Raw genomic sequence first — 21,146 nt, 5'->3', positions numbered from 1 at the left:
TAAATCATCACATGTAATTATTTATACATAACATTATGATGGTTATCTCTATGGCGCAGGCTCTGCCTGCGGAGTGATTCTGTTCAGCCGGAGAAATCGACTCTGGCAAAGGCGTTCGTTATAGAGGCCGCATTCTTCAATGTGGTTTTCAGGGGACGGTCTGTGCAGTGCGAATGGCGTAGGTCTTACGACAGGCTAGTTCCGATGCTGATTAAAGAGCATTTCGGGGATCCGGGTGTGATGACCCGGCAGTTTCCCTACATGAAGTCGAATTTCCTCTGGAAAGGGGATGATTTCATTCTTACGCCGGAAGCGCTCGCCAATCCAAAGAACAAGTATCATGGGCTTGAGCGGCTGGCGCAGGAGCATCATGAGGCCGGAGACTGGCGGCTGGCCGGAGAATACTGGCTGATCGCAGCGGGGTGGCGCCGGAACCTGATGGACCCCGAAAACGAGCGGCATGTGGAAGCGCTGCAGTTCGCGCTGCGTCATGTCGAATATGATCGCGCACTGGCGGAGTGGAAAAAGAAGAAGCTCAGCCGGAACGCGATGCCGTATCCGAGCCAGTTCGGGCTTTCGGACGACTGATTTTCCGGAGCGCTCCATGCAGGGAGGGAAGTCCCTGCATGGATACGCAGTCTGAAAACTACTGCCCGAAGACCTGCTGATAGAAGGCGAGTTCCCTTTGCAGGGCGTCTTCTATGGTGTCGCGGGCGCGGAAGCCGTGGGCTTCCTCCGGATAGACGTGCAGGGCGGAATGTTCCAGTTTTGTGCGCATGGACTCCGCCTGTGAGAGGGGGACGACCCTGTCTGCACCACCATGCAGGAACAGGACGGGAACGGAAATTCCACCTGCCTGCGTGATGGGAGAACGTTTCAGATACACGGCCTCGTCTTCCGGGTAGGGGCCGATCAGGCCGTCCAGATAGCGGGCTTCAAACTTGTGCGTTTCTTCGGCCAGCGCGCGCAGGTCCGTAACACCATAAAGGGATGTTCCGGCGGCGAAGAGGTCCGACTGGGCGAGAGCGCCAAGAACGGTCAGGCCACCGGCGCTGCTGCCACGGATGACACAGCGGGCGGGATCGGCGAGCCCTCGGGCGAGCACGGCCTGCACACCGGCGAGGCAGTCTTCGATATCCGCGACGCCCCACTGTCCGTCCAATGCTTCACGATAGGCGCGGCCGAAGCCGGTTGAACCGCGATAATTGACGTCGAGGACGGCGAAACCGCGCGAGGTCCACCACTGCACCTTGAAAGCGAAGGAGGGGTTGGCGCGGCCGGTCGGGCCGCCATGGGCCATGACGACGAGCGGGGGTTTTTCGCCGTCCTGAAGCGCGCTGGTGCTGCTGGCGGGAGCGTAGAACAGGGCGTGGGCTTCTGCGCCGTTTGCTGTCGGGAAGGTCAGGGGCGTGGGGGTTGCGATATCGGCTTTTGTGATGCCGGGGGGCAGGGTGACGCTGGTGCGGAAGCGGTTACAGGCCTCGCCGGGGCGGCCCATGGCGATGGCGGCGGGCGCGTCGGCCGGGGCGTCGATCCAAGCGAAATGTCCGTCTTCGAGCGGTTGCGTGACGTTGACGGGGCTGCCGAGCGAGACGTCCGTCCAGTGTCCGTTTTCTTCCAGCAGGACGTGATTGAGACCGTGGCGGATGCCGAGGGCCAGCAGTCTGTTTCCGAGCAGCGGGGCCATGCTGCGCTGTCCGAAGACCCAGTGGGGCAGGCCGATTTCGGCGTTGGCACCATCGAGGGAGTGCGGGTGCCAGCCGGTGTCGTCATGGAAAAAGCGGATGGGGGTCCAGCGGCCTGAGGCGTCGGACGTGGCGTAGAGCGTGCCATCGGGGGACCAGCAGGGTTCGATGATGCTGCATGGCTTCGGGCCTGAAAGGTCTGTCACGGGGCCAAGCGTGCCGGTTGTGCGATCGAAGGGGGCGACGCAGAGGGTTGTGACGGTCCAGGGCATGGCGGGGTCGTTCCAGCTGAACCAGGCCAGGAAGCGTCCATCGGGTGAGGGGCGGGGGGCAGCGTAGAAATCCGCGCCTTTGACCAGAACGGTTTCGCTGCCGTTGCTCTGCACATGGACGAGGGTTGCAACGGGCGTGCCTTCGCCGTGGCTTTCTCTTACGCAGAAGACTGCTTCGGAAAGCGGATCGAAGGTCAGGTCGGCGTAGCGGTGTTCCGGGGTTTCGGCCGCCTGTGCCCATTGCGTGGCGGTGGTGCCGTTGCTGAACCAGATGCCGCCACGTTTGCGGTCACTGAAAACGACCTGCGGGGCGCCTTCCTTCAGACGGACATCCCATGCGCCGCCGCCATATTCATGCACGCGGGTGCCGACCGAATAGCCGGGGGGGATCAGATCGCGGATCCGGCCTTCGGGGTCGCGGGCGGTGATGACGGAGCGGCCCTCTTCATCCGGGCGGCTTTCGAGCCAGAAGGTCCAGTTCCCTGCCGTGCGGAGTTCGGAGAAGGACAGGGTGCGACCGGCCACGAGTTCGGGCGTGACCCAGGACGGCCAGTTTCCGGATGCGGACGTGGCGCCGGGGGTGGCTGTGGGGGAAGGCGATGTCGTCATTTTTCATCCTGTCTCCGATGCCGTAGTATCGTAACCGGCGGCACTCTCTTCCGCCACAGCTTGAACGGGACCAGGACACTGTTTCATCTCAGTCATTTTCTCGACCACATGCTGGTGCATTACGGCTATGGCGTCGTTGGCATCATCGTCATGTTCGAGAGCATGGGCCTTCCTCTTCCGGCGGAGAGCGTCATTATCGCCGCTTCGCTCTATGCGGGCAGCACCCATCATCTGGAAATCCGCTGGATTGCGCTGGCAGCCGTGCTTGGCGCCATCATGGGCGACAATATCGGGTATCTGATCGGCCATCACTTCGGTTACGGCATTCTGAAAAAGCATGGCCACAAGGTCGGCATGACGGAAGAGCGGCTGATGCTGGGGCGGTATCTGTTCCGCAAGCATGGCGGAATCGTCGTGTTCCTCGGTCGTTTCATCGCGGTGCTGCGTGTGTTTGTGGCGTTGCTGGCCGGAGCGAACCGGATGCCCTGGCATTCGTTCCTGTTCTTCAATGCGCTGGGCGGTATCTGCTGGGCCGGGGGCTATGCTTTCGTCACCTATGAACTGGGCAAGCAGATCGAGAAGATTTCGGGACCTGCCGGAATTGCCATGGCCATTGTGGGGGTCGCCTGTCTGATCGGGGCGCTTGTTTTTCTCAAGAAGAACGAGAAGCGTCTGACGGATGAGGCGCTCAAACAGGCTCAGGCCGATGAATTGCGCGACGATGCGCGCACGGACAAGAAACCGAGCTGACACACAGAAGGACAGACTTCATGACACAGCCCTCCGCTTCCGAATGGTCCACCGACTCTCTTGCCCGTCTGGACGGGAAAACGGCGCTCATTACCGGATCGACCGGGGGGCTGGGGTTTGAGGTTGCGTGCGGGCTGGCGCGGCAGGGTGCGATGATCCTACTGAGCGGGCGCAACCGTGACAAGGGGCAGGCGGCTCTGGCGCGACTTCATGAGCGGGTGCCGTTCGTCAAGGCGCGGTTCGAGCTGCTGGATCTGGCGTCACTGGCCTCGATCGAGGCGTTTGCGTCCGCTTTGCGGAGCCGGGGCGAGCCGATCCATCTTCTGGCGAACAATGCCGGGGTCATGGGGCCTGCGACGCGGCTGACGACGAAGGACGGGTTTGAGCTTCAGTTCGGGACCAACCATCTCGGGCATTTTGCGCTGACCGGACGGCTTCTGCCGCTGCTGGCTGCGGGAAATGCGACAGTCATGACCGTGGCGTCTCTGGCAGCGCTGAAGGGTGAGTTGCCGTTCGGGGATCTGAATGCGCGGCATTCCTACAATCCGATGGTCCGTTACCGGCAGAGCAAGCTGTGCAATCTGCTGTTTGCGCTGGAACTGAACCGCCGGGCCGCGAAAGCGCCCTGGCCCATTCATTCGCGCGCGGCGCATCCGGGCTGGGCGGCCAGCGATATCGTTGCGAATAACGGCAGTCTGGACCAGTCCGCCAACAGGGCGGCGCGGTTCATGCGCAGCGTGGCGCGGAGCTTCGCCGGGCCGGTCTTCCATGCGATGGGACAGACGGTCGAGGAAGGCGCCTGGCCGCTGCTCTATGCGCTTGCCAGCCCGCAGGCCCATGACGGGGGCTATTACGGTCCGCAGGGGCCTGGGGAGCGTCGTGGCGTGCCCGGGATCGCAGGGCTGCCCGCACTGACGCATGTACCCGGCCTAGCGGAACGTCTCTGGACGGTCTCCGAACAGATGACCGGTGTGAAATACGGGCTGATCTGAACAGAATAAAAGTTTTTGGGTGTCGCCTTTTTTCAAAAAGGTGACGTTCCTTGACGCGTCTTGGCTTTGAAGCTTTTTGGAAAAAGCTTCACCAAAAACTTTTATCCGGGGTTTTTCTCAGGGGCGGACGATGATCATGATGACGATGATCATCATCAGGATTGTCGGCACCTCATTGGCGATCCGGTAGTATTTTTCAGAATGCTGGTTGCGGTCTTCGGCGAAACCGCGACGCCATTTACCACATGCGCCGTGAAAACCGGCGAGGCCGAGGACGCAGATCAGTTTCGTCCACCACCAGCCGGAATTCCAGTCGATCAGGCCGGGAATGGAGGCCAGTGCCCCGCCTGCGAGGAAGGTCACGATCATCGCGGGCGTCATGATCTGGCGCAGGAGCTTGCGCTCCATGACCTTGAACCGCTCGCTCTCGGCTGTGCCCGGTACCACCTGACAGTGATAGACATACAGGCGCGGCAGGTAGAACGTGCCGGCCATCCAGGCGATAAACGCCATGATGTGCACGGACAGGATCCAGCTCTGATAGGTCGCGAGAAAGTCGGTCATGCGTGTTTCTGGCTTTCAAGCGTCCGGCGCAGGAGGGGTACCAGCTCGTCCAGATGCGTGATGCGAACCGAACCTTCAACGGGCCAGAAGGGAGGCGCGGGCTCCTCCGCCGGGCGAAGAAGCACACAGGCCATGTTGGCCTTCCAGGCAGCCTCCGCGCCCGTATTACTGTCTTCGATCACGACACAGTTTTCCGGCAGGACGCCCTCGGCCTTTGCGGCGTACAGATAGACGTCCGGCGCGGGTTTGGGGCAGCCCATATCATTGGCGGAATGGACGCGGTTTTCGGGGAAATACTGCGACATTCCGGTATGCTCGAACTTGGCGTCCATCTCCCGGACGGAAGAATTCGAGCCAACGCGAACCGGCATTCCCAAAGCCCGCATGTCTGCCAGCATTTTGAGTGCTCCGCTTACGGGTTCTGCGCTTTTCTGCATCATCTGTACGAGATTTTCGCGCAGTTTGAATGCCGTTTCGTCGGGCAGGGAATGGCCGAGTTCCTGCTCGAGTTCTTTCACAACCTGCGGCAACGCCATACCCGCGAAGCGCTTATGCGCCTCGTCGTCCGAAATGGACACCCCTTTGGAGCGGGCGAATTCCGCCGTGGCCCGGCAGGAGGGGCCTTCGCTGTCCACGAGAACGCCGTCGCAGTCGAAAATGACCAGTTTCAGCTGGCCATTCGGGTCCAGGGCGGTGGTCATACGGAGCGTACCGCCTCGACGAGGGCTGCGACGTTTTCAGGCGGCGTGTGCTGCATGACGCCGTGTCCGAGATTGAAAACATGAGGTTTTCCGCGCATCGCGTCGCGGATGGCCTGGGCTTCGCGGATCATTTTCTCGCCGCCGGAGAACAGGATCATCGGATCCATGTTGCCCTGAAGCGTCAGACCGGGGACGGCTTTGGACAGCAGTTCGGAGATCTGGGCCGGATCGGCGACCGTGTCGAGCGCCAGCGTGTTAACGCCGGTTTTCTGCGCATATTCGCGGACCATGATGCCGCCGAGACGCGGGAAACCGATGATCGGGGTTTTGGGATGACGGGCGCGGATGTACTCGACGATCTGGCGTGTCGGCTCGATCACATAGCGGCGGAAGGCGGAGGGCGGCAGGATTCCGGCCCAGGAATCGAACAGCATCACGGCTTCCGCGCCGGCTTCGATCTGGCCGCAGAGCATCTCGGCGGTACTCGAGGTCAGGGTATCGATCAGGCGATCGAACAGGGCCGGATTGGTCTGCATCATGCGGCGGGTTTCGGCGAAATCCCGCGATCCACCGCCCTCGACCATGTAGCACGAGACCGTGAACGGACTGCCTGCGAAGCCCAGAAGCGTGGTGACGTCGGGAAGCTCTTTTGCAAGACGGGACAAGGTCTCCCGCACTGGTGCGACGGCGTCCTGTACGCGTTTGGGGTCCAGTCGGGCGAGGTCGGCTTCGGAGCGGATGGCGCCGAGCACGGGACCGCGTCCGTCAATGAATTCAAGGGACTGACCCATGGCCCAGGGCAGGATCAGGATGTCGGAAAACAGGATGGCGCCGTCCATGCCGTAGCGGCGGATCGGCTGGATCGTCAGCTCGGTGGCCATGTCCGGGGTCATGCACCGGGTCAGGAAGTCGGCGCGGTCACGCATGGCACGGAATTCGGGGAGATAGCGGCCTGCCTGACGCATGAGCCAGACCGGAGGCGGCCAGACGGCTTCACCACGGAGGGCCCGCAGAAGCGGTTTCGACGAGGGTGAGGAAGGTGCGTTTTCCGAAATCATGCCGCCCACTAATCATAAAAGAAAAAAGAAAGAAATGCTGGAGGTTAAGATGATCCCTGTGGATACCGGGGTACCCGGCATTCTGAAAATGTACCCCGTCTTACTCACACTGTGTACAACTCTGGAAGCCGCAGTCTGCATGGGAGTCGTTGATTCTGTCCCGAATTGCCCACAGAGAGGGTGTGTACAACCCCCAGTTATGGATGGTGTACCGTACAATCCACGGTACTCGGTACTCCTTTCGGGAAGGCAGGTACTATCCCCATGTACCCCAGTACTGACGCAATGCCTTCACAGGGTTTCTTGCAGTACTCGTCCTTCTTTCCGCAGTCGATAGTACGGAGTCGTACATCATGATGTCTTTCAGTACTTCCCTGATTCTTGCCAGCGGCTCTTCGGCCCGGCGCATGCTGCTCGAAAATGCGGGTCTTACGGTGCGGGCCAGACCGGTCGATCTTGATGAGGAGGCGCTTCGGCGATCCTGCAAGGCGCAGGGACATACGCTTTCTCAAACGGCGATCGCTCTGGCGGATGCAAAAGCCAATCTCGCGACACGGGATGTGGGCTTCAATGATCTGACGGTGGCGGCGGACCAGATCCTTGATCTGGACGGGGTGGCATTTGCCAAGCCGGGCTCCGTGGACGAGGCGGCGGAGCATCTGCGTCGACTGCGGGGGCAGACGCATGTCCTGCGCACGGCTGTCGTTCTCTATAATGGGGGCGAGAAGGTTTGGGAGTATCTGGCGTCGCCGCATCTGACCATGCGGGATTTTTCGGAGGCATTTCTTCAGGCTTATCTGGAGCGGGAGGGGGCGGCGATCCTGTCCTGTGTGGGGGCGTATCGGCTTGAAGGGCCGGGGATACAGCTTTTTTCGGCTGTGGAAGGCGCGCAGGATGCCGTGATGGGGCTGCCACTACTTCCTCTGCTGGAGGAACTGCGGGTCCTGGGAGCAATTGCGGCCTAAAAAATCTGTTTTTCAGGCTTGTCAGGGCGAAATCATGACGATATACCGCGCTCATCCGGCTCCGTCCCAAAGGGGCCGCAGATGAAACATGTGGGGCCATAGCTCAGTTGGGAGAGCGCCTGAATGGCATTCAGGAGGTCGTCGGTTCGATCCCGATTGGCTCCACCAGTTTCCCTTTATTCCTGAAAATTTGAAATTTCTGTTTCGGTTCTGTTGTGGCAGCTCCCGATCTGTTGACGCGGGCGTTCAGCTCTCATACGGCAGTCGGATGCAGATCGGAACGCGACACGCCCCCTTGCCCACCATCATGGATGCTGACCAGAAGGCGCTCTGGAGTGGCTGGCTGACGCGGACGGTGTTGCCGGAATGGAGTGGCGTCGGGTTTGATCGCGGCCGGCGGCTTTATCATGAACGACTGACACTTTCCGGAGAACCCCTGGTCCTGCCGGCGTCGCGTTTGATGGTGCAGGCGCGGCAGATCTCGACATTCTGTCGTGCCGCGCTGGATGGGCTGCATGATGCGTCCACGCAGGCGCTGATGTGTGTGGAAGAAGTCGAACGGCTTTACCGGCATCGGGACGGACAGGCTGGATGGATCTTCTCCGTGGCGCCGGATGGATCACCGGTCGGGACGAAGCGGGATCTGTATGCGCACGCTTTCATTCTTTATGCCTATGGCTGGGCATACCGGTTGAGCGGCAATCCCCATTTTCTGTCTGTTGCGCGGCAGACTGTGCTGGAACTTCACGAGATCTTCCGGGCCGAGCATGGTGGTTTTCTGGATGAAGTTCCGCTGACGGGGCAGGTGCGGCATCAGAACCCGCATATGCATCTGCTTGAAGCGTTTCTTGTGCTGTTTGAAGTATCGGGGGACAGTTTCTATCTGGACGAGGCGACGGCACTGGTGCGGCTTGCACTGGACAGGCTGATCCAGTCCGGTTCGGGGGCGTTGCTTGAAGATTTCGTGACAGACTGGCGACCATCGGCTCCGTCAGGAGAAAACCGTGTGGAGCCGGGGCATCTTTTTGAATGGTCCTGGCTGTTTGGGGACTATCTGCGCCTGAACACTGCGGCGAAGAATGCCGGGGTGATCGGGCAGGCTGCGGAAGGGCTGTTCGCGTTCGGGATGCGTTATGGAGTGATGGGATCCGTGGTGCGGGATGCCATTCTCGATGACGGGCGGGTGCTGGAAAATGCGACGCGGATCTGGCCGCAGACCGAGCTGTGTCGTCTGCTGATCTGCCGGAACGAGAGGCCGGACATTCTTCGGGGCCTGAGCGATCATTTCTTTGAAACGTTCATTCCTGATCAAGGGAGTGCCCTGTGGGTCGACCGTTTCGATGCGTCAGGAAAGGCCGCTGTTTCTGATGTGCCAGCCAGCTCGCTCTATCATATTTATGGGGCAGCCCGGGAATTCTGTTGAAGTGACCCGGGGAAGTGACCTGGGGTGGACCTGCTGCCCAGCTATGTTAGCGTGACTCTGGCAGCGACGGTTTTCAACTTCTGACAGGTGCTGCCTGAACATTCTCTGAAGGAGAAATACAGTGCGTTACTCAAACGGTGTATTTGCGGTTCTTGCAGCAGTTGGTCTGGTTGTGTCTTCGGCTCATGCCCAGTCCATCCCCGGTGTTGGCAGTGCGGGCAATGCCATGAGCGGCATGTCGGGCATGAGTGGCATGACCGGCGGTTCGGGTGTGATGAGCAGCATGCTGCCGAACGTGTCCTCCGCCAGCACGGGGAATGTTGCCGGTGTGTTGAGCTACTGTGTGCAGAATAACTATCTCAGCGGCAGTGGTGCGACATCGGCACTGAGCAGCCTGACCGGCAAGCAGAGTGTCACGTCTTCCAGTGATTATACGGCTGGTCAGCAGGGGCAGCTTCTGACGGGGGGGAGCAATGCGCTTTCGCTGTCGAGCCTTAAGGGCCAGATGAAGCAGAAAGTGTGCAGCATGATCCTCAACCGCGCGCAGAATCTTCTGTGATCTGAGGAGGATGTTCTGGCCTGTTATGGCACTGCCGGAGCAGGCTGGAATGTTTTTGGAAAAAGGACGGTTGGATCAGTGAAGTATCTCGTTACGGGCGGGGCCGGGTTTGTCGGCAGTCATCTTGCGCAGGCTCTGGTGGACGCTGGACATGACGTTGTCGTTCTCGACAATCTGAGCACTGGCCATCGTGCGGCTGTGCCGCAGGGCGCGGAGTTCCTGCATGTCGATCTGGCGGATGCGGAGGCGACGGACCGGGCGGTGGCTTCGGGGCAGTGGGATGCGGTTCTGCATTTCGCGGCGCTGTCGCTTGTGGGCGAAAGCATGAGCCAGCCTTTCCTCTATCTGCGTCGGAACTACATCACGGCGCTGAACCTGATTGAGGCCTGCACGCGGCATGGCGTGAAGCGTTTCGTATTCTCCTCGACGGCGGCGCTGTTTGGCGGCGATGATCGTCCGCCGCTGATTTCGGCGGATGCACCGGTTGATCCGGGATCGCCTTATGGCGAGAGCAAATATCTGATCGAGCGTGCGCTGGTCTGGGCGGACCGGATCTGCGGTATGAAGAGCGCGTGCCTGCGCTATTTCAATGCGGCGGGTGCGGATGCGCAGGGACGTCTGGGTGAGGATCACCGGCCGGAGACGCATCTCATTCCGCTGACGATCGACGCGGCGCTGGGTCGTCGGGCCGGGCTGAAGCTGTTCGGGAACGATTATCCGACCCGCGATGGCACCTGTGTGCGCGATTATATCCATGTGACGGATCTGGCCGATGCGCATATCCGCGCCATGGGGCAGCTCGATGAGCGGTCCGTGACGTATAATCTGGGCAATGGTCTGGGCTTTACCAATCTGGAAGTGGTCCAGAGTGTCGAGCGCGTCAGCGGCCGGAAAGTGCCTTGGGAATGGGCGCCGCGCCGTGGGGGTGATCCGGCGGTTCTGGTGGCGGATTCTTCGCAGATTCGTCAGGAAACCGGCTGGGACCCGCAGTTCAGTCAGCTTGATGATATCGTCGAGACGGCCCTGCACTGGCGGGTGGACCATCCGGACGGATATGGTGTCGCTTAAAGCGGTTTGACCAGATCGGCCACGAGGCCGCTGGTGGCGGTCAGGGCATCCTGAGGACACAGTTCGATCAGGAGCCCCTGACTTCCGCCGTTGATAACGACGGGTGTGCCGTCCATGCCGCATTGTTCGAAGGCCGTGGGGACGGCGCTGCGTTGTCCGAAGGGGCTGACGCCGCCGATGCGGTAGCCGGTGCGCTGTTCGGCGTCGGGGCGGGAGAGCATCTTGGCTTTCCGGCCTCCGAACGCCTGTGCCACGCGGGCAAAATCCAGTTCGCGGTCCGCGGGAAGCACCACGCAGGCGGGGCGGCCGTCGATCTGGACCATCAGTGTCTTGAGAACGTGGTCCGGCGACAGGCCGAGTGCTGCGGCAGCGGCCACGCCGAGTTTTCCCGCCGAGGGGTCATACTCATAGACATGGCGTTCATAGGAAATGCCGAGCGCGTCCAGTGTCAGGGTCGCGGATGTGTCCTGCACGCTTGTCCTCCTGTCCTGTGCGGTCATCGTGAGGTGTTCAGGATGGCAGGCGCGGGCGTCCGATGCTAGGGTTGGGCTCATGATTCAACAGTGTTTCGTCCGCAACCATGGCTGCTAGTCTGCTGGCCTGCATGCTGGCTTCGGCTTTGCATTACCATCTGCCGCCGCGCATTCTCCCTGCGATCCAGCGGGTCGAAGGCGGGGTGATGGGGCATGTCAGCACTAATACGGATGGTTCGGTCGATATCGGGCTCATGCAGATCAATTCGCGCTGGATTTTGCCGATCGCGTCGATGATCCATCAGCCGGCGCCGCAGGTGGCGGCGCGTCTGGCGCTGGAGCCGTGTTTCAATATCGCGGCTGCCGCCATGATCCTGCGCAGGGCGCTGGATGACGAGCATGGCAATCTGATGAAGGCGATCGGGGATTATCATTCCCGCACACTGCCGCTCAATCGGGATTACCAGCGCAGGGTTGTGGCTGCTGCGGCGGCGCTTTATCTGCGTCAGGGATAAGAGGCACGGGTGAGGATGGTCAGGCCGGATGTGTTACTTTATAACACCTGAGCCTTGACCCCTGCCCCGAGGAACATGATGCGTTTTTTTCCGGCTTTTCTGCTGGCTGCACTGATTTCAGGGAGTGTGGCTGTCGCTCAGGCCGAGCCTTCCCGATCTCCGGTGCGCGTGGTGTGCGTCGAAGCCGCCTGGTGCGATGTGGCGGCGCAGATCGGCGGAGCGGATGTTCAGACGCAGTCCCTTCTGGCGACGCCGGGGATTGACCCGCATGACCTGACACCCTCCCCATCCATGGCCCGCGCCATGGCGGGAGCCACCATCGCCGTAGTGAATGGCGCAACGTATGACGACTGGGCACTTCCGTTCACGAGCTCTGCCTCGTCGCGGATCGTGGTGGCCTCCATTGCGGGATGGCAGCCCGGCGATAATCCGCATCTTTTTCTTGATCCGGCGGCTGTCGGGAAAGTCGCGCATGTCTTTGCAGACATGCTGTCGCATCAGCCGGGGATTTCGGCTTCGGATGTGGCGGAGCGACTGTCGGCGTTTCTGAAAGAACTGGATGGCGTGACGGGGAGTCTGGCCGCAATGAAGGCGCGTCATGCTTCTGTGCCGGTGGAGGCTGTCGAACCGGTGGGTGAGATGCTGCTCCGGGATGCGGGGCTGACTGTTGTGGATGAGAGTTTTGCGCTGGCGATCATGAACCATGCCGAGCCGTCACCGCGCGATGTGGCGCAGGTTGATACGCAGATTGACGGACGCCGCGTCCGGATGCTGATTACCAACCCGGCCATTCACTCGCCACAGATCGACCGGCTGGTGGATCGGGCGCAGGCTGTGGGCTTGCCTGTTGTGGCGATTGGCGAGACGTTGCCACCGGGGCAGTCCTGGCAGGGCTGGGTTCATGGTATTCTTCAGACGGTGGAGCAGGCACTGGGTGATGGCGGAAAATAACCGGGTCTGCTGTCAGCCGGAGCGCGGGCTGGTCCTGCGGGACGTGACGCTCACGGCGGGATCAACCTGCGTGTTGCGCGACGCGTCTCTTGCTGTGCCGCTTTCGGGGATGACGCTTCTGTCCGGGCGCAACGGGGCCGGGAAGTCCACGTTGCTGCGGGCGATGCTGGGGCTGATTCCGCTCCAGAGTGGCGAGATCATGACGCATGGTCTGCCGCCAGCGCAGGCCCGGCAGCATATCGGTTACATGCCCCAGAGCGTGACGGATGCGGCGCTGCTGCTGCCCGCGGTCAGTCATGTCCGGGCGGCGGTGGACGGGCTGCGCTGGGGGCTGCCTCTGCGGTTGCGGTTCCGGCGGGAGGAAGCTGACCGACTTCTGGCGCTGACGGGGGCTTCCGCGTTTGCGCATCGTCCGCTGGGACTGTTGTCGGGCGGCGAGCGTCAGCGGGTGGGTCTGGCGCAGGCTCTGGCGGGGACTCCGGATCTGCTGCTGCTGGATGAGCCTCTGGCGGCGCTCGATCACGCGGGGCAGGAACAGACGGTGCGGCTGCTGATGGATCTGACGGAGCGTCTGGGGATCGGGATTGTCCTGACATCGCATGAGACGGAGGCGCTGGCCGGGGCCGTGACGCGCGTTGTGCAGCTTGCGGACGGGGGGCTGCATGTTCGAGTTTGATTTCATGCGCCATGCCTTTGTGGGCGCGGCTGTTGTGTCGTTTCTGGCGGGGACGGTAGGCTGGTTCCTGATGCTGCGGCGTCAGGCGTTTGCGGCCCATGCGCTGTCCCATATCGGGTTCAGCGGTGCGGCCGGGGCGGTGTGGCTCGGCTTTCCGCCGCTGTCGGGGATGGTGGTGTTCAGTCTGATGGCCGGGTTTGCCATCGGGGCCGAGCGCGAAGGGGAGCGGGGCGTTCCGGCCCAGCGGGACAGCACGATCGGGCTTGTTCTGGCGGCCAGTCTGGGGCTTGGAGCCTGGTTCCTGCATATGAGCAACCGGGGTTCCAGCCTCGCGACGACGCTTTTGTTTGGCGATGTGCTCGGGATTGATGTGCCGACGCTGGAGGCGCTGTGCGGCGTGGCTGTGCTGTGTCTGGCGCTGCTGGCGTTTCTGGGACGTCCGCTGCTGTTTGCCAGTCTGGCGCCCGAAGTGGCGCGGGCGCGGGGTGTTCCGGCGCGTCTGGTCTCGGTGGTGTTTATGGCGGTGGCCGCGCTGGCCTGTGCAGCTTGTGCGGAAGTGGCCGGGGCACTTCTGGCGTTCAGCCTGATGATCGGGCCGGCTGCGACGGCGCTGAAGCTCGGTCTGGGACCGCTGGCGGGAATTGCCGTTTCGGTTGGGCTGGCGCTCGCGCTGTCATGGGGTGGACTGATGCTGTCCTGGGTGACGGACGCGCCTGTTCCGTTCTGGATCGGGCTTGGGGCAGCCCTGTCCTATGCGCTGGCTGATCTGTGGCGGCGCTTCAGAAGTCCGTGAGGCCAGACAGTTTAAAATGAATCAGCAGAATGAACGCGACAAGCATCACGTGCATGATGATCAGCGCTTTCAGGGTAATGACTGGAATGTCGCGGGTTGTATCAGGTGTCTGCATGGAGTGTATCCTGACGGTTTTGGGACGCGATAGTCAATCATGATTGTATTTTGAGAGTGTTTTATGGCTGTTTTCTCCCAAGCCTGAAAAACCATCCGTTTTGTGATATGTTATCTCACTATGGAAAACGATATGAAAACAGTCCGAACCGGACGGGATCATATTGATCCCGCGTCCATCGAAGTTTCTCCCAATGCCAAGCTGATGCTGATTCTGGCCGCTGTGGTCGCCGCAATCTGCGGCGGCCTCTACGGCTATGACACGGGCATCATCTCCGGAACGCTGCCGCTGATCGGTGATGATTTTCACCTGAATGCCACCATGAAGGAGAGTGTCGCGTCCGCCATTCTTCTGGGGGCAATTTTTGGTGCCTTTGTTGCTGGTGGTCTGTCGGAGAAATACGGACGGCGGAACACCACCTGTATGGTGAGTGGTCTGTTCGTGGTGGGGGCGACGGCCTGTTCCTTTGCGCCGGATGTCTGGAGCCTGATCGCCGCGCGTTTTGTGCTGGGACTGGCGGTCGGTGGTTCGACGCAGGTCGTGCCGATGTATATTTCCGAACTGGCGCCGCAGGAGCGTCGTGGCACACTGGTCACGATGTTCAACGTGGCCATCGGTCTGGGCATTCTGATCGCCAATATCATTGGCTTTACCGAGCGCGTGAACTGGGGCTGGCGTCCGATGGTCGGGATTGCCGCCATTCCGGCCGGTATCGTGTTCATTTCCATGTTCTTCATGCCCAAGAGCCCGCGCTGGGCGGCTGAGAACGAAGGCATGAAGAGTGCCATCATCCAGCTCGGCCGGATCCGCACGACCAAGCGCGCCATCCGCCGCGAGGTTCAGACTATCCGTGAGAACGCGGAAGGGATCGAGCCGAAGAACCGTGGCTGGCGCGGTCTGTTCCAGCCCTGGGTTCGCCCGGCGCTCGTGGCTGCCCTTGGCGTTGCGTTCTTCACGCAGTGCGGCGGTCTGGAAATGATGATCTACTATACGCCGACCTTCCTGAATGATGCGGGTTTCGGCACGTCGTCGGCGCTTCTGGCGTCACTGGGTGTGGCGGTGATCTACTGCATCATGACGTTCCTGGGCTGCATGTTCGTGGACCGGATCGGCCGTCGTCGCCTGATGCTCATCATGGGGCCGGGGGCTGCGCTGTCGCTGGTTGGGCTTGGCGTGATGTTCATGAGCCATCCGGCTCCGGGCAGCGTCGGCGCCTATATGATTGTGGTGTTCCTGCTGCTGTTCATGATGTTCAATTCCGGCGGGATCCAGGTCTGTGGCTGGCTGCTGGGGGCTGAAATGTTCCCGCTGTCGATGCGCGGGCAGGCAACGTCCCTTCATGCCGCAACGTTGTGGGGCGCCGATCTGCTGGTGACCAGCACGGCGCTGAGTATGGCCGAAGCCATCGGGCTGAGCTGGACGATGTGGTTCTATGCGTTCGTCAATCTGGCGTCCGTGATCTTCGTCTTCTTCTTCGTGCCGGAGACGGCTGGAGCCTCGCTTGAGGATATTGAAGAGGCGCTGATCGAAAAGCGCTTCCGTCCCACGCCGGGGAATACCCGGATCGTCCAGAGCGAAGACGAGGACGCCGAAGCGGCTGCATGATACGCTTTCCCCTTCATGCAGAAGGGGACTGACCATGACGGATGTTATCGCTCAGAGGGTTGCTGCCGCACGATGTGGCAGCAACCCTTCTGTTATCGGGCGTATGAAATCGGGTTGGCTGGTGATCGGTCACACACAGCCTTTGCCGGGATACTGCCAGCTTCTGGCCGATCCGGTTGTGCCGACGATTAATGATCTTCAGGGTGAAGCGCGGGCGCAGTATCTGGCAGATATGGCGGCGGTCGGGGATGCGCTGCTGGCCGTGACCGATGCGGTGCGGATCAATTACGAAACCTGGTGCAATCTGGCGCCGTCCCTGCACACCCATATCGTGCCGCGCTATGCGTCCGAGGATCCGGAGAAGGCTACCCGCCCGGCGACGACGGTCTATGATTACGATGCGGCGCGGCTGTCCAGTGTGGCGCAGGACGGACCGTTCATGGAAGCCATGCGTCAGTTTCTAGGTTTAGAGGCCTAAGATCAATAAAGCAGAAATTGTATTGTCTGGCAGACGAACGAACGGGGGAGTCCGCATCCATTTTCTCGAAGATCCGCGCTGGGAAAATCATCAGAGGCAGAAAATGAGAATACAGATGATGTATCTGATCTTTCTGGTTAGAGAATCTTTCTCCGTTAAGGTAAAAAATGCCTTAGAAAAATGATATAGACATCACAATAACTGCTTTTTAACGGTTAATATAAAAATTATCATACTAAGATTATGTTTGAAATTTTGTGTTAATATCTAGAAACGGTGAATAATGCATTTCGGAAACAGGATGATGAAAAAGAGCAGTATTTTTATGGAGGAGTGGTGGCTTGATTGTGTGACGGAAGGGAAAATCGAGTTTATCAATTATAGTCACGGTAATAAATTAAATATAAATCTTCCAATATATAAAACAAAAAATCTGGGCATGACGGGTATCGTGATGCCCCCATATACAAGAACCCTTTCTCCCCAGTTCAATATTCCAGAATCAAAACCCTTTAAAAAAGGGCAAAACATACGACGTCTGGTAGATGGTCTGGTTCAAAACATGCCGAGCTACAGTAATTTTAGATTGTCTTTTGATCCTGATGATGAAACACTTTTTGCATTTGAACTCGAGGGATTTAACATATCCAATCAATCAACATTCCAATATGATTTCAATGTCAATTTAGAAGAAATATGGAATAATCTCGATCAAAAGACCAGAAATTTAATTAGAACTACTGATAAATTATTGGAAATTCGAATTGAGAATTCAATTGATTACTTTATTTTCTTATCAAAAAAACAAAGGAATTTAAAAAGCACGCACAACTATAAATTATTAGAAGAAATTTGTCGAGAATGTCTTCTGAGAGACCAGTTGGCAACTATTGTCGCATACAATGGAAATATCCCGGTTGCGGCGTCAGTTGTAATATGGGGAGAAAATATTATGTATTTCTGGCAATCAGCAAGAGATACGAGTTTTTCTTATGCAGGAGCAAATTCATTATTGATATGGGAATGTATAAAACTGGCCTCTTCAATGGAAAAAATTCTGGATTTTGATGGATATGGGAGTGTTTCGAGTGCTAAATTCTTGGCTAGCTTTGGGCTTGATCCCATAATCAGGCCTGTAATTTATAAATACACTCCGTGCTATGGCATAATGAAAGAAACAAGAAGACTATTTTCTGGATGGACTTCGAAATAATTTTTTACGCATAAAGAATGTCTTTATTGTAATTATTGTGTTTGGTTCGTGGCGTTAATTGGCAAACATTAATCAAGTCAGGGAAACACCAAGTCTGGTGATAATTCCCCAAGCATGTCGCTTGATTTTTTTTGTTTGCGCTTTCGGGGGAGAGCCGCACGCTATTCATGCGAAAATCCCCTGCTATCAAATCTCGGGGATAGATCTCTAACGTGAGAACAGGAACCAGATCCGGAAGACCGTGGTCTCAGAGAAGCGCTGTCGTCGGAGGGCTGGGTATCTGACAAGCGTGCGCAGCCGGGCGGGAAATGTCCGTGCTGCGGTGATGGTCTGCAGGAGGCGCAGGGCTGGAGCAGACAGGTTTTCCGGATGGTTCAGCAGATATGTCACATTGGAGCGGAAGATCGTCATGAAGACGTGCGGTCCACGGCGGCAGGCCGCCCAGGCCCGTCTGATGAAAGACCCGGTTGCGCCGACGGTGTTGTGGGCGTGCTGGCGGTAATAGCTGACGCAGCGGTTGTCGAAAATGACGTCCCCGCCAGCTGCAGTCGTCAGGAGATAGGCCCACCAGTCATGCAGGACTGAAGGGGGGGGCGGATTGTTGCGCAGGAGGCGGTGTGTTGCTGCATTCAGCAGCACAGTGTGACCAGTTGCGATGTTTTGCGTCAGAGCGGCTGGGAAATCGGGTTTGCGGCGCAGGGGGGTAGATTCCTGAAAGATCACCAGATCCGCATTCGTCAGATATTGCCGGGCGCAATACAGTGTCGGCTTATGGGCTGGGCGGCGTGCGACTGCGTCTATGGCCCAAGCCAGCTTCCGCGGCTCCCAGATGTCGTCCTGATCGGCGAAGGCGACATAGGGGGTGTCGGGCACGGCATCGAGCAGATGTGCGTAGGACCCTGCGACACCCAGACGCCCGTCACGGTCTGTGATTTCCACGCACCGGCCCTGTCCGGGGCCTTCGGCAAAGGCGCGCATCCGCTCCCGGGAGGAATCCCCCGAGGCGTCATCGCGCCAGTAGAGCGTCCAGTTCTGGTGGGTCTGGGCGAGAATGCTTGCGAGCTGCGCGTCGAGATAGGTTTCGCCATTATAGAGCGAGAGCAGAATAACGACCTGACAGGCAGATTCCGGCCTTTTCTGTGTCATGTTTCGGCACCTGGGCGTAAGGCCGAAAGAAGGGAAAAGGGGATCATTCGGACGCAACGGTAAAGAGGAGGAATAGTCGGTTGCCCTCCCGCCGGGAGAGGGCAACAGCCGTTCAGGCTTCGGAAAACAGCTTGTGAACGATACGCGTCACGCTGTGGCGCCAGTCTGGCATCTTTACGCCGAAAATACGATGGAGCTTGGAATTGTCCATCCGGGAATCCTGCGGGCGTTTGGCCGGGGTGGGCCAGTCTTCGGTACGGATGGCATTGACCTGCGGCATGGTCTGACCGTGCTTTGCGGCCTCTTCCAGAGCAGCAACAGCCAGGCCGTGCCACGTGGTTTCACCGGTTCCGCTCGCATGGAAAATGCCCTTGTATTGGGGCTTCCAGCCATCGCGTTCGAGCAGGGCGATGATGGCGAGAATGGCTTCGGCCAGATCGTCCGAGCTGGTCGGATTGCCCGACTGGTCACCAACAACCTTGAGCACGGGATTCTTGGCACCCGCGTTGATCATGGTGCGTACGAAATTCTTGCCGTGAGCGGAATAGACCCAGGCCGTACGCAGGATGATGCTCTTGATGTTGGCGGTCAGGACAGCCTGTTCGCCTTCAGCCTTGGTGCTGCCATAGACCGTCTCGGGAGAGGTGGGGTCTTCCTCGGTGTAGGGTGTGCCCTTGTCACCGGAGAAAACGTAATCGGTCGAGACATGGATGAACGGGATGTCTGCCTTGGCGCAGGCCGCTGCGAGAGCTGCCGGGCCGGTGTTGTTGGCGCGGTCGGCACCGTCCTTTTCCGTTTCGGCCAGATCCACAGCCGTCCAGGCCGCAGCATTGACGACAACCGACGGCTTGTACTTCTCGACGGCGGCGGAGATCGTCTCCGGGCGGTCGAAATCGAATTCCGGCCGCCCGACGCGGATGATGCGCTCGTTACCGAGATTCTGAAGGGACGTCGCAAGCTGGCCGTTGCCGCCCGTGACGAGAATGGGACCTGTGCTGGACATCGTCATGCTCACTTTTCGTACTGGAACCAACCCTTGGCTTCCGAGAAATGCGGCGCGATCAGATCCTTGTCGGACAGGACAGCGTCAGCTTCGGAAACGGGCCAGTCGATCTTCAGTTCCGGGCAGTTCCAGATGACCGCACGCTCGGAGACCTTGCTGTAGAGCGAGGTGCATTTGTACTGCACTTCGGTGTTCTCTTCGAGGGTCACGAAGCCATGCAGAAAGCCAGGTGGAATCCAGAGCTGGGACCAGTTGTCAGCGGAAAGTTCTGCGCCGACCCATTTGCCATAGGTCGGTGATCCCGTGCGGGCGTCCACGGCGACGTCCCAGATGGCGCCGCGTGTGACGCGCACGAGCTTTCCCTGCTCGTAGGGTGCGAGCTGGCAGTGCAGGCCGCGGACAACACCTTTCTGGCGTGACAGGCTCTGGTTGTCCTGAACGAAGGGCAGATTGATGCCGGCTTCGTTCATCCGGTCCACATTGTAGGTTTCGGAGAAGAAGCCGCGATTGTCACCAAAACGGGGAGGCGTGACGAGAATGACCTCTGGAATGGAAAGACGTTCGACCTTCATGCTCTGAATTCCTGCTTTGAAAATTTGTCATGAAAAGGATGGTTCCGGCTGCTAGGAGATGCGGAAAGCCGGAACCATGTAAAAAAAATCAGCTGTCAGCCAGTTCCAGAAGCAGACGACCCAGTTCGGTCTTGCCCATTTTCTTCGCATGTTCGCGAAGCTGGTCGGCGTTGATGAATTTGTTGCGGAAGGCCACTTCGGCGGGAGAACCAACCAGCATGCCCTGACGGGATTGGATGGTCTGCACGAAGGTTCCTGCCTGCATCAGGCTATCGGGCATGCCGGCATCGAGCCATGCACAGCCACGGCCCAGACGGTCCACCTGAAGGGTGCCCTCTTCGAGATACATGCGGTTGAGATCGGTGATTTCCAGTTCGCCGCGCGGGCTGGGCTTCACCTTCTTGGCGAAGTCGACGACGCGGTGATCGTAGAAATACAGTCCGGTAATGGCCCAGTGGGATTCCGGATGGGTTGGCTTTTCCTCGACCTTCAGGGCCCGGCCGCTTTCGTCGAACGAGACCACGCCATAACGCTCTGGATCACGGACCTGATAGGCGAAGACCGTGGCACCCTGCGGGCGGTTCGAGGCCGCGCGGAGCAGAACGCCGAGATGTTCGGAGAAGATCAGGTTATCGCCCAGCGCCAGTGCGCAGGGTGCACCCTGAATCCAGTCTTCGGCGATCAGGAATGCCTGTGCCAGACCGTCCGGAGACGGCTGGATGCGGTATTCGAACGTCACGCCGAACTGCGAGCCGTCGCCCAGAAGACGCTGGAACTGCGGCATGTCATGCGGGGTCGTGATGATCATGATATCCCGGATTCCCGCCAGCATCAGCGTGGCGAGCGGATAGTAGATCATCGGCTTGTCATAGACCGGCAGCAGCTGCTTGGAAGCTGCGAGCGTCATCGGATAGAGGCGTGTGCCTGAACCGCCGGCGAGAATGATGCCCTTCATGGGCT

Annotated in this window: 24 protein-coding genes and 1 tRNA gene; 15 read left to right on the top strand and 10 right to left on the bottom strand. The window is 59.3% G+C overall.

Annotated features, from left to right (window positions below):
- The first annotated feature begins 204 nt into the window (after positions 1–204).
- Positions 205–588, top strand: coding sequence for a hypothetical protein (locus JK202_RS09675; RefSeq protein WP_211560542.1), 384 nt, complete (start codon positions 205–207; stop codon positions 586–588).
- 58 nt (positions 589–646) lie between these two features.
- Here the strand turns inward: JK202_RS09675 and JK202_RS09670 are convergent, their stop codons facing one another.
- The gene (locus tag JK202_RS09670; RefSeq protein WP_211560541.1) at positions 647–2,566 is read right to left on the bottom strand and encodes a prolyl oligopeptidase family serine peptidase; all 1,920 of its coding nucleotides are present in this window, start codon (positions 2,564–2,566) and stop codon (positions 647–649) included.
- A gap of 150 nt (positions 2,567–2,716) precedes the next feature.
- Between JK202_RS09670 and JK202_RS09665 the strand changes: the two genes are divergently transcribed.
- Positions 2,717–3,316, top strand: coding sequence for a DedA family protein (locus JK202_RS09665; RefSeq protein ID WP_211560787.1), 600 nt, complete (start codon positions 2,717–2,719; stop codon positions 3,314–3,316).
- Between the two features lie 20 nt (positions 3,317–3,336).
- Entirely contained in the window at positions 3,337–4,308 is a 972-nt protein-coding gene (locus JK202_RS09660) for an SDR family oxidoreductase (RefSeq protein ID WP_211560540.1), read from the top strand.
- Positions 4,309–4,425: 117 nt separating this feature from the next.
- On the opposite strand, the gene hemJ is transcribed toward JK202_RS09660, so the two are convergent.
- The 3 genes from hemJ to hemE are packed head-to-tail and all read right to left on the bottom strand — an operon-like array spanning position 4,426 to position 6,631.
- Positions 4,426–4,872 (bottom strand): protoporphyrinogen oxidase HemJ, encoded by a 447-nt coding sequence (gene hemJ, locus JK202_RS09655; protein ID WP_211560539.1) that lies wholly within the window; start codon positions 4,870–4,872, stop codon positions 4,426–4,428.
- On the bottom strand, positions 4,869–5,573 hold the full coding sequence (locus tag JK202_RS09650) for an HAD family phosphatase (protein ID WP_211560538.1): 705 nt from the start codon (positions 5,571–5,573) through the stop codon (positions 4,869–4,871). The genes hemJ and JK202_RS09650 overlap by 4 nt, the downstream gene beginning before the upstream one ends.
- Complete coding sequence (gene hemE, locus JK202_RS09645) at positions 5,570–6,631, bottom strand: uroporphyrinogen decarboxylase (RefSeq protein WP_211560537.1); 1,062 nt, start codon at positions 6,629–6,631, stop codon at positions 5,570–5,572. Before hemE ends, JK202_RS09650 begins: the two co-directional genes overlap by 4 nt.
- Positions 6,632–6,984: 353 nt before the next feature.
- Here hemE and JK202_RS09640 point away from each other — a divergent pair, with 353 nt between their 5' ends.
- The 5 genes from JK202_RS09640 to galE all read left to right on the top strand — a co-directional run bounded on the left by JK202_RS09640 (position 6,985) and on the right by galE (position 10,646).
- Entirely contained in the window at positions 6,985–7,596 is a 612-nt protein-coding gene (locus tag JK202_RS09640; protein WP_211560536.1) for a nucleoside triphosphate pyrophosphatase, read from the top strand.
- 92 nt (positions 7,597–7,688) lie between these two features.
- Positions 7,689–7,764, top strand: a tRNA-Ala gene (locus JK202_RS09635).
- 100 nt (positions 7,765–7,864) lie between these two features.
- Positions 7,865–9,019 (top strand): AGE family epimerase/isomerase, encoded by a 1,155-nt coding sequence (locus JK202_RS09630; protein ID WP_211560534.1) that lies wholly within the window; start codon positions 7,865–7,867, stop codon positions 9,017–9,019.
- Between the two features lie 121 nt (positions 9,020–9,140).
- On the top strand, positions 9,141–9,578 hold the full coding sequence (locus tag JK202_RS09625; RefSeq protein WP_349291852.1) for a YjjA family protein: 438 nt from the start codon (positions 9,141–9,143) through the stop codon (positions 9,576–9,578).
- A 78-nt stretch (positions 9,579–9,656) separates the two neighbouring features.
- Positions 9,657–10,646 (top strand): UDP-glucose 4-epimerase GalE, encoded by a 990-nt coding sequence (galE, locus tag JK202_RS09620; protein ID WP_211560532.1) that lies wholly within the window; start codon positions 9,657–9,659, stop codon positions 10,644–10,646.
- Here galE and JK202_RS09615 read toward each other — a convergent pair.
- Positions 10,643–11,146: a YbaK/EbsC family protein gene (locus JK202_RS09615; RefSeq protein WP_211560782.1), complete on the bottom strand. Its 504-nt coding sequence runs from the start codon at positions 11,144–11,146 to the stop codon at positions 10,643–10,645. The genes galE and JK202_RS09615 overlap by 4 nt on opposite strands.
- Positions 11,147–11,226: 80 nt before the next feature.
- On the opposite strand from JK202_RS09615, the gene JK202_RS09610 reads away from it, so the two are divergent.
- The 4 genes from JK202_RS09610 to JK202_RS09595 all read left to right on the top strand — a co-directional run bounded on the left by JK202_RS09610 (position 11,227) and on the right by JK202_RS09595 (position 14,054).
- Complete coding sequence (locus JK202_RS09610) at positions 11,227–11,634, top strand: lytic transglycosylase domain-containing protein (protein ID WP_211560529.1); 408 nt, start codon at positions 11,227–11,229, stop codon at positions 11,632–11,634.
- Positions 11,635–11,709: 75 nt separating this feature from the next.
- Positions 11,710–12,585 (top strand): metal ABC transporter solute-binding protein, Zn/Mn family, encoded by an 876-nt coding sequence (locus tag JK202_RS09605; RefSeq protein WP_249199902.1) that lies wholly within the window; start codon positions 11,710–11,712, stop codon positions 12,583–12,585.
- Positions 12,572–13,261: an ATP-binding cassette domain-containing protein gene (locus JK202_RS09600; protein ID WP_211560527.1), complete on the top strand. Its 690-nt coding sequence runs from the start codon at positions 12,572–12,574 to the stop codon at positions 13,259–13,261. The genes JK202_RS09605 and JK202_RS09600 overlap by 14 nt, the downstream gene beginning before the upstream one ends.
- A complete protein-coding gene (locus tag JK202_RS09595; RefSeq protein WP_211560525.1) occupies positions 13,248–14,054 on the top strand; it encodes a metal ABC transporter permease in 807 nt (268 codons plus the stop codon). The genes JK202_RS09600 and JK202_RS09595 overlap by 14 nt, the downstream gene beginning before the upstream one ends.
- Here JK202_RS09595 and JK202_RS16410 read toward each other — a convergent pair.
- Positions 14,041–14,169, bottom strand: a complete 129-nt coding sequence (locus JK202_RS16410) for a hypothetical protein (RefSeq protein WP_283091797.1) — start codon at positions 14,167–14,169, stop codon at positions 14,041–14,043. The genes JK202_RS09595 and JK202_RS16410 overlap by 14 nt on opposite strands.
- Positions 14,170–14,289: 120 nt before the next feature.
- Here JK202_RS16410 and JK202_RS09590 point away from each other — a divergent pair, with 120 nt between their 5' ends.
- From JK202_RS09590 to JK202_RS09580, 3 genes are all read left to right on the top strand, one after another.
- The gene (locus JK202_RS09590) at positions 14,290–15,774 is read left to right on the top strand and encodes a sugar porter family MFS transporter (protein WP_211560524.1); all 1,485 of its coding nucleotides are present in this window, start codon (positions 14,290–14,292) and stop codon (positions 15,772–15,774) included.
- A gap of 34 nt (positions 15,775–15,808) precedes the next feature.
- On the top strand, positions 15,809–16,252 hold the full coding sequence (locus JK202_RS09585) for an HIT family protein (protein WP_211560523.1): 444 nt from the start codon (positions 15,809–15,811) through the stop codon (positions 16,250–16,252).
- 301 nt (positions 16,253–16,553) lie between these two features.
- A complete protein-coding gene (locus tag JK202_RS09580; protein WP_211560522.1) occupies positions 16,554–17,465 on the top strand; it encodes a GNAT family N-acetyltransferase in 912 nt (303 codons plus the stop codon).
- 207 nt (positions 17,466–17,672) lie between these two features.
- Here JK202_RS09580 and JK202_RS09575 read toward each other — a convergent pair whose 3' ends face one another.
- From JK202_RS09575 to rfbA, 4 genes are all read right to left on the bottom strand, one after another.
- Positions 17,673–18,611 (bottom strand): glycosyltransferase, encoded by a 939-nt coding sequence (locus JK202_RS09575; protein WP_211560521.1) that lies wholly within the window; start codon positions 18,609–18,611, stop codon positions 17,673–17,675.
- Between the two features lie 112 nt (positions 18,612–18,723).
- Positions 18,724–19,614, bottom strand: a complete 891-nt coding sequence (gene rfbD, locus JK202_RS09570; protein WP_249199926.1) for a dTDP-4-dehydrorhamnose reductase — start codon at positions 19,612–19,614, stop codon at positions 18,724–18,726.
- An 8-nt stretch (positions 19,615–19,622) separates the two neighbouring features.
- Complete coding sequence (rfbC, locus tag JK202_RS09565) at positions 19,623–20,186, bottom strand: dTDP-4-dehydrorhamnose 3,5-epimerase (RefSeq protein ID WP_211560519.1); 564 nt, start codon at positions 20,184–20,186, stop codon at positions 19,623–19,625.
- Positions 20,187–20,274: 88 nt separating this feature from the next.
- Complete coding sequence (gene rfbA / locus JK202_RS09560; protein WP_211560777.1) at positions 20,275–21,141, bottom strand: glucose-1-phosphate thymidylyltransferase RfbA; 867 nt, start codon at positions 21,139–21,141, stop codon at positions 20,275–20,277.
- Positions 21,142–21,146: the final 5 nt, after the last annotated feature.

Origin of the sequence: Gluconobacter sp. Dm-62 (genome assembly GCF_018256155.1) — a bacterium.
Taxonomy (GTDB): Bacteria; Pseudomonadota; Alphaproteobacteria; order Acetobacterales; family Acetobacteraceae; genus Gluconobacter.
This window is presented reverse-complemented; position numbering and strand designations above follow the sequence as displayed.

Bases quoted from the DNA above. Each gene is read 5' to 3' on its own strand.
- JK202_RS09675 (WP_211560542.1), top strand. From the start codon at position 205: ATGCTGATTAAAGAGCATTTCGGGGATCCGGGTGTGATGACCCGGCAG.
- JK202_RS09670 (WP_211560541.1), bottom strand. From the start codon at position 2,566: ATGACGACATCGCCTTCCCCCACAGCCACCCCCGGCGCCACGTCCGCA.
- JK202_RS09665 (WP_211560787.1), top strand. From the start codon at position 2,717: ATGTTCGAGAGCATGGGCCTTCCTCTTCCGGCGGAGAGCGTCATTATC.
- JK202_RS09660 (WP_211560540.1), top strand. From the start codon at position 3,337: ATGACACAGCCCTCCGCTTCCGAATGGTCCACCGACTCTCTTGCCCGT.
- hemJ (WP_211560539.1), bottom strand. From the start codon at position 4,872: ATGACCGACTTTCTCGCGACCTATCAGAGCTGGATCCTGTCCGTGCAC.
- JK202_RS09650 (WP_211560538.1), bottom strand. From the start codon at position 5,573: ATGACCACCGCCCTGGACCCGAATGGCCAGCTGAAACTGGTCATTTTC.
- hemE (WP_211560537.1), bottom strand. From the start codon at position 6,631: ATGATTTCGGAAAACGCACCTTCCTCACCCTCGTCGAAACCGCTTCTG.
- JK202_RS09640 (WP_211560536.1), top strand. From the start codon at position 6,985: ATGATGTCTTTCAGTACTTCCCTGATTCTTGCCAGCGGCTCTTCGGCC.
- JK202_RS09630 (WP_211560534.1), top strand. From the start codon at position 7,865: ATGCAGATCGGAACGCGACACGCCCCCTTGCCCACCATCATGGATGCT.
- JK202_RS09615 (WP_211560782.1), bottom strand. From the start codon at position 11,146: ATGACCGCACAGGACAGGAGGACAAGCGTGCAGGACACATCCGCGACC.
- JK202_RS09610 (WP_211560529.1), top strand. From the start codon at position 11,227: ATGGCTGCTAGTCTGCTGGCCTGCATGCTGGCTTCGGCTTTGCATTAC.
- JK202_RS09605 (WP_249199902.1), top strand. From the start codon at position 11,710: ATGATGCGTTTTTTTCCGGCTTTTCTGCTGGCTGCACTGATTTCAGGG.
- JK202_RS09600 (WP_211560527.1), top strand. From the start codon at position 12,572: ATGGCGGAAAATAACCGGGTCTGCTGTCAGCCGGAGCGCGGGCTGGTC.
- JK202_RS09595 (WP_211560525.1), top strand. From the start codon at position 13,248: ATGTTCGAGTTTGATTTCATGCGCCATGCCTTTGTGGGCGCGGCTGTT.
- JK202_RS16410 (WP_283091797.1), bottom strand. From the start codon at position 14,169: ATGCAGACACCTGATACAACCCGCGACATTCCAGTCATTACCCTGAAA.
- JK202_RS09590 (WP_211560524.1), top strand. From the start codon at position 14,290: ATGGAAAACGATATGAAAACAGTCCGAACCGGACGGGATCATATTGAT.
- JK202_RS09585 (WP_211560523.1), top strand. From the start codon at position 15,809: ATGACGGATGTTATCGCTCAGAGGGTTGCTGCCGCACGATGTGGCAGC.
- JK202_RS09580 (WP_211560522.1), top strand. From the start codon at position 16,554: ATGATGAAAAAGAGCAGTATTTTTATGGAGGAGTGGTGGCTTGATTGT.
- JK202_RS09575 (WP_211560521.1), bottom strand. From the start codon at position 18,611: ATGACACAGAAAAGGCCGGAATCTGCCTGTCAGGTCGTTATTCTGCTC.
- rfbD (WP_249199926.1), bottom strand. From the start codon at position 19,614: ATGTCCAGCACAGGTCCCATTCTCGTCACGGGCGGCAACGGCCAGCTT.
- rfbC (WP_211560519.1), bottom strand. From the start codon at position 20,186: ATGAAGGTCGAACGTCTTTCCATTCCAGAGGTCATTCTCGTCACGCCT.
- rfbA (WP_211560777.1), bottom strand. From the start codon at position 21,141: ATGAAGGGCATCATTCTCGCCGGCGGTTCAGGCACACGCCTCTATCCG.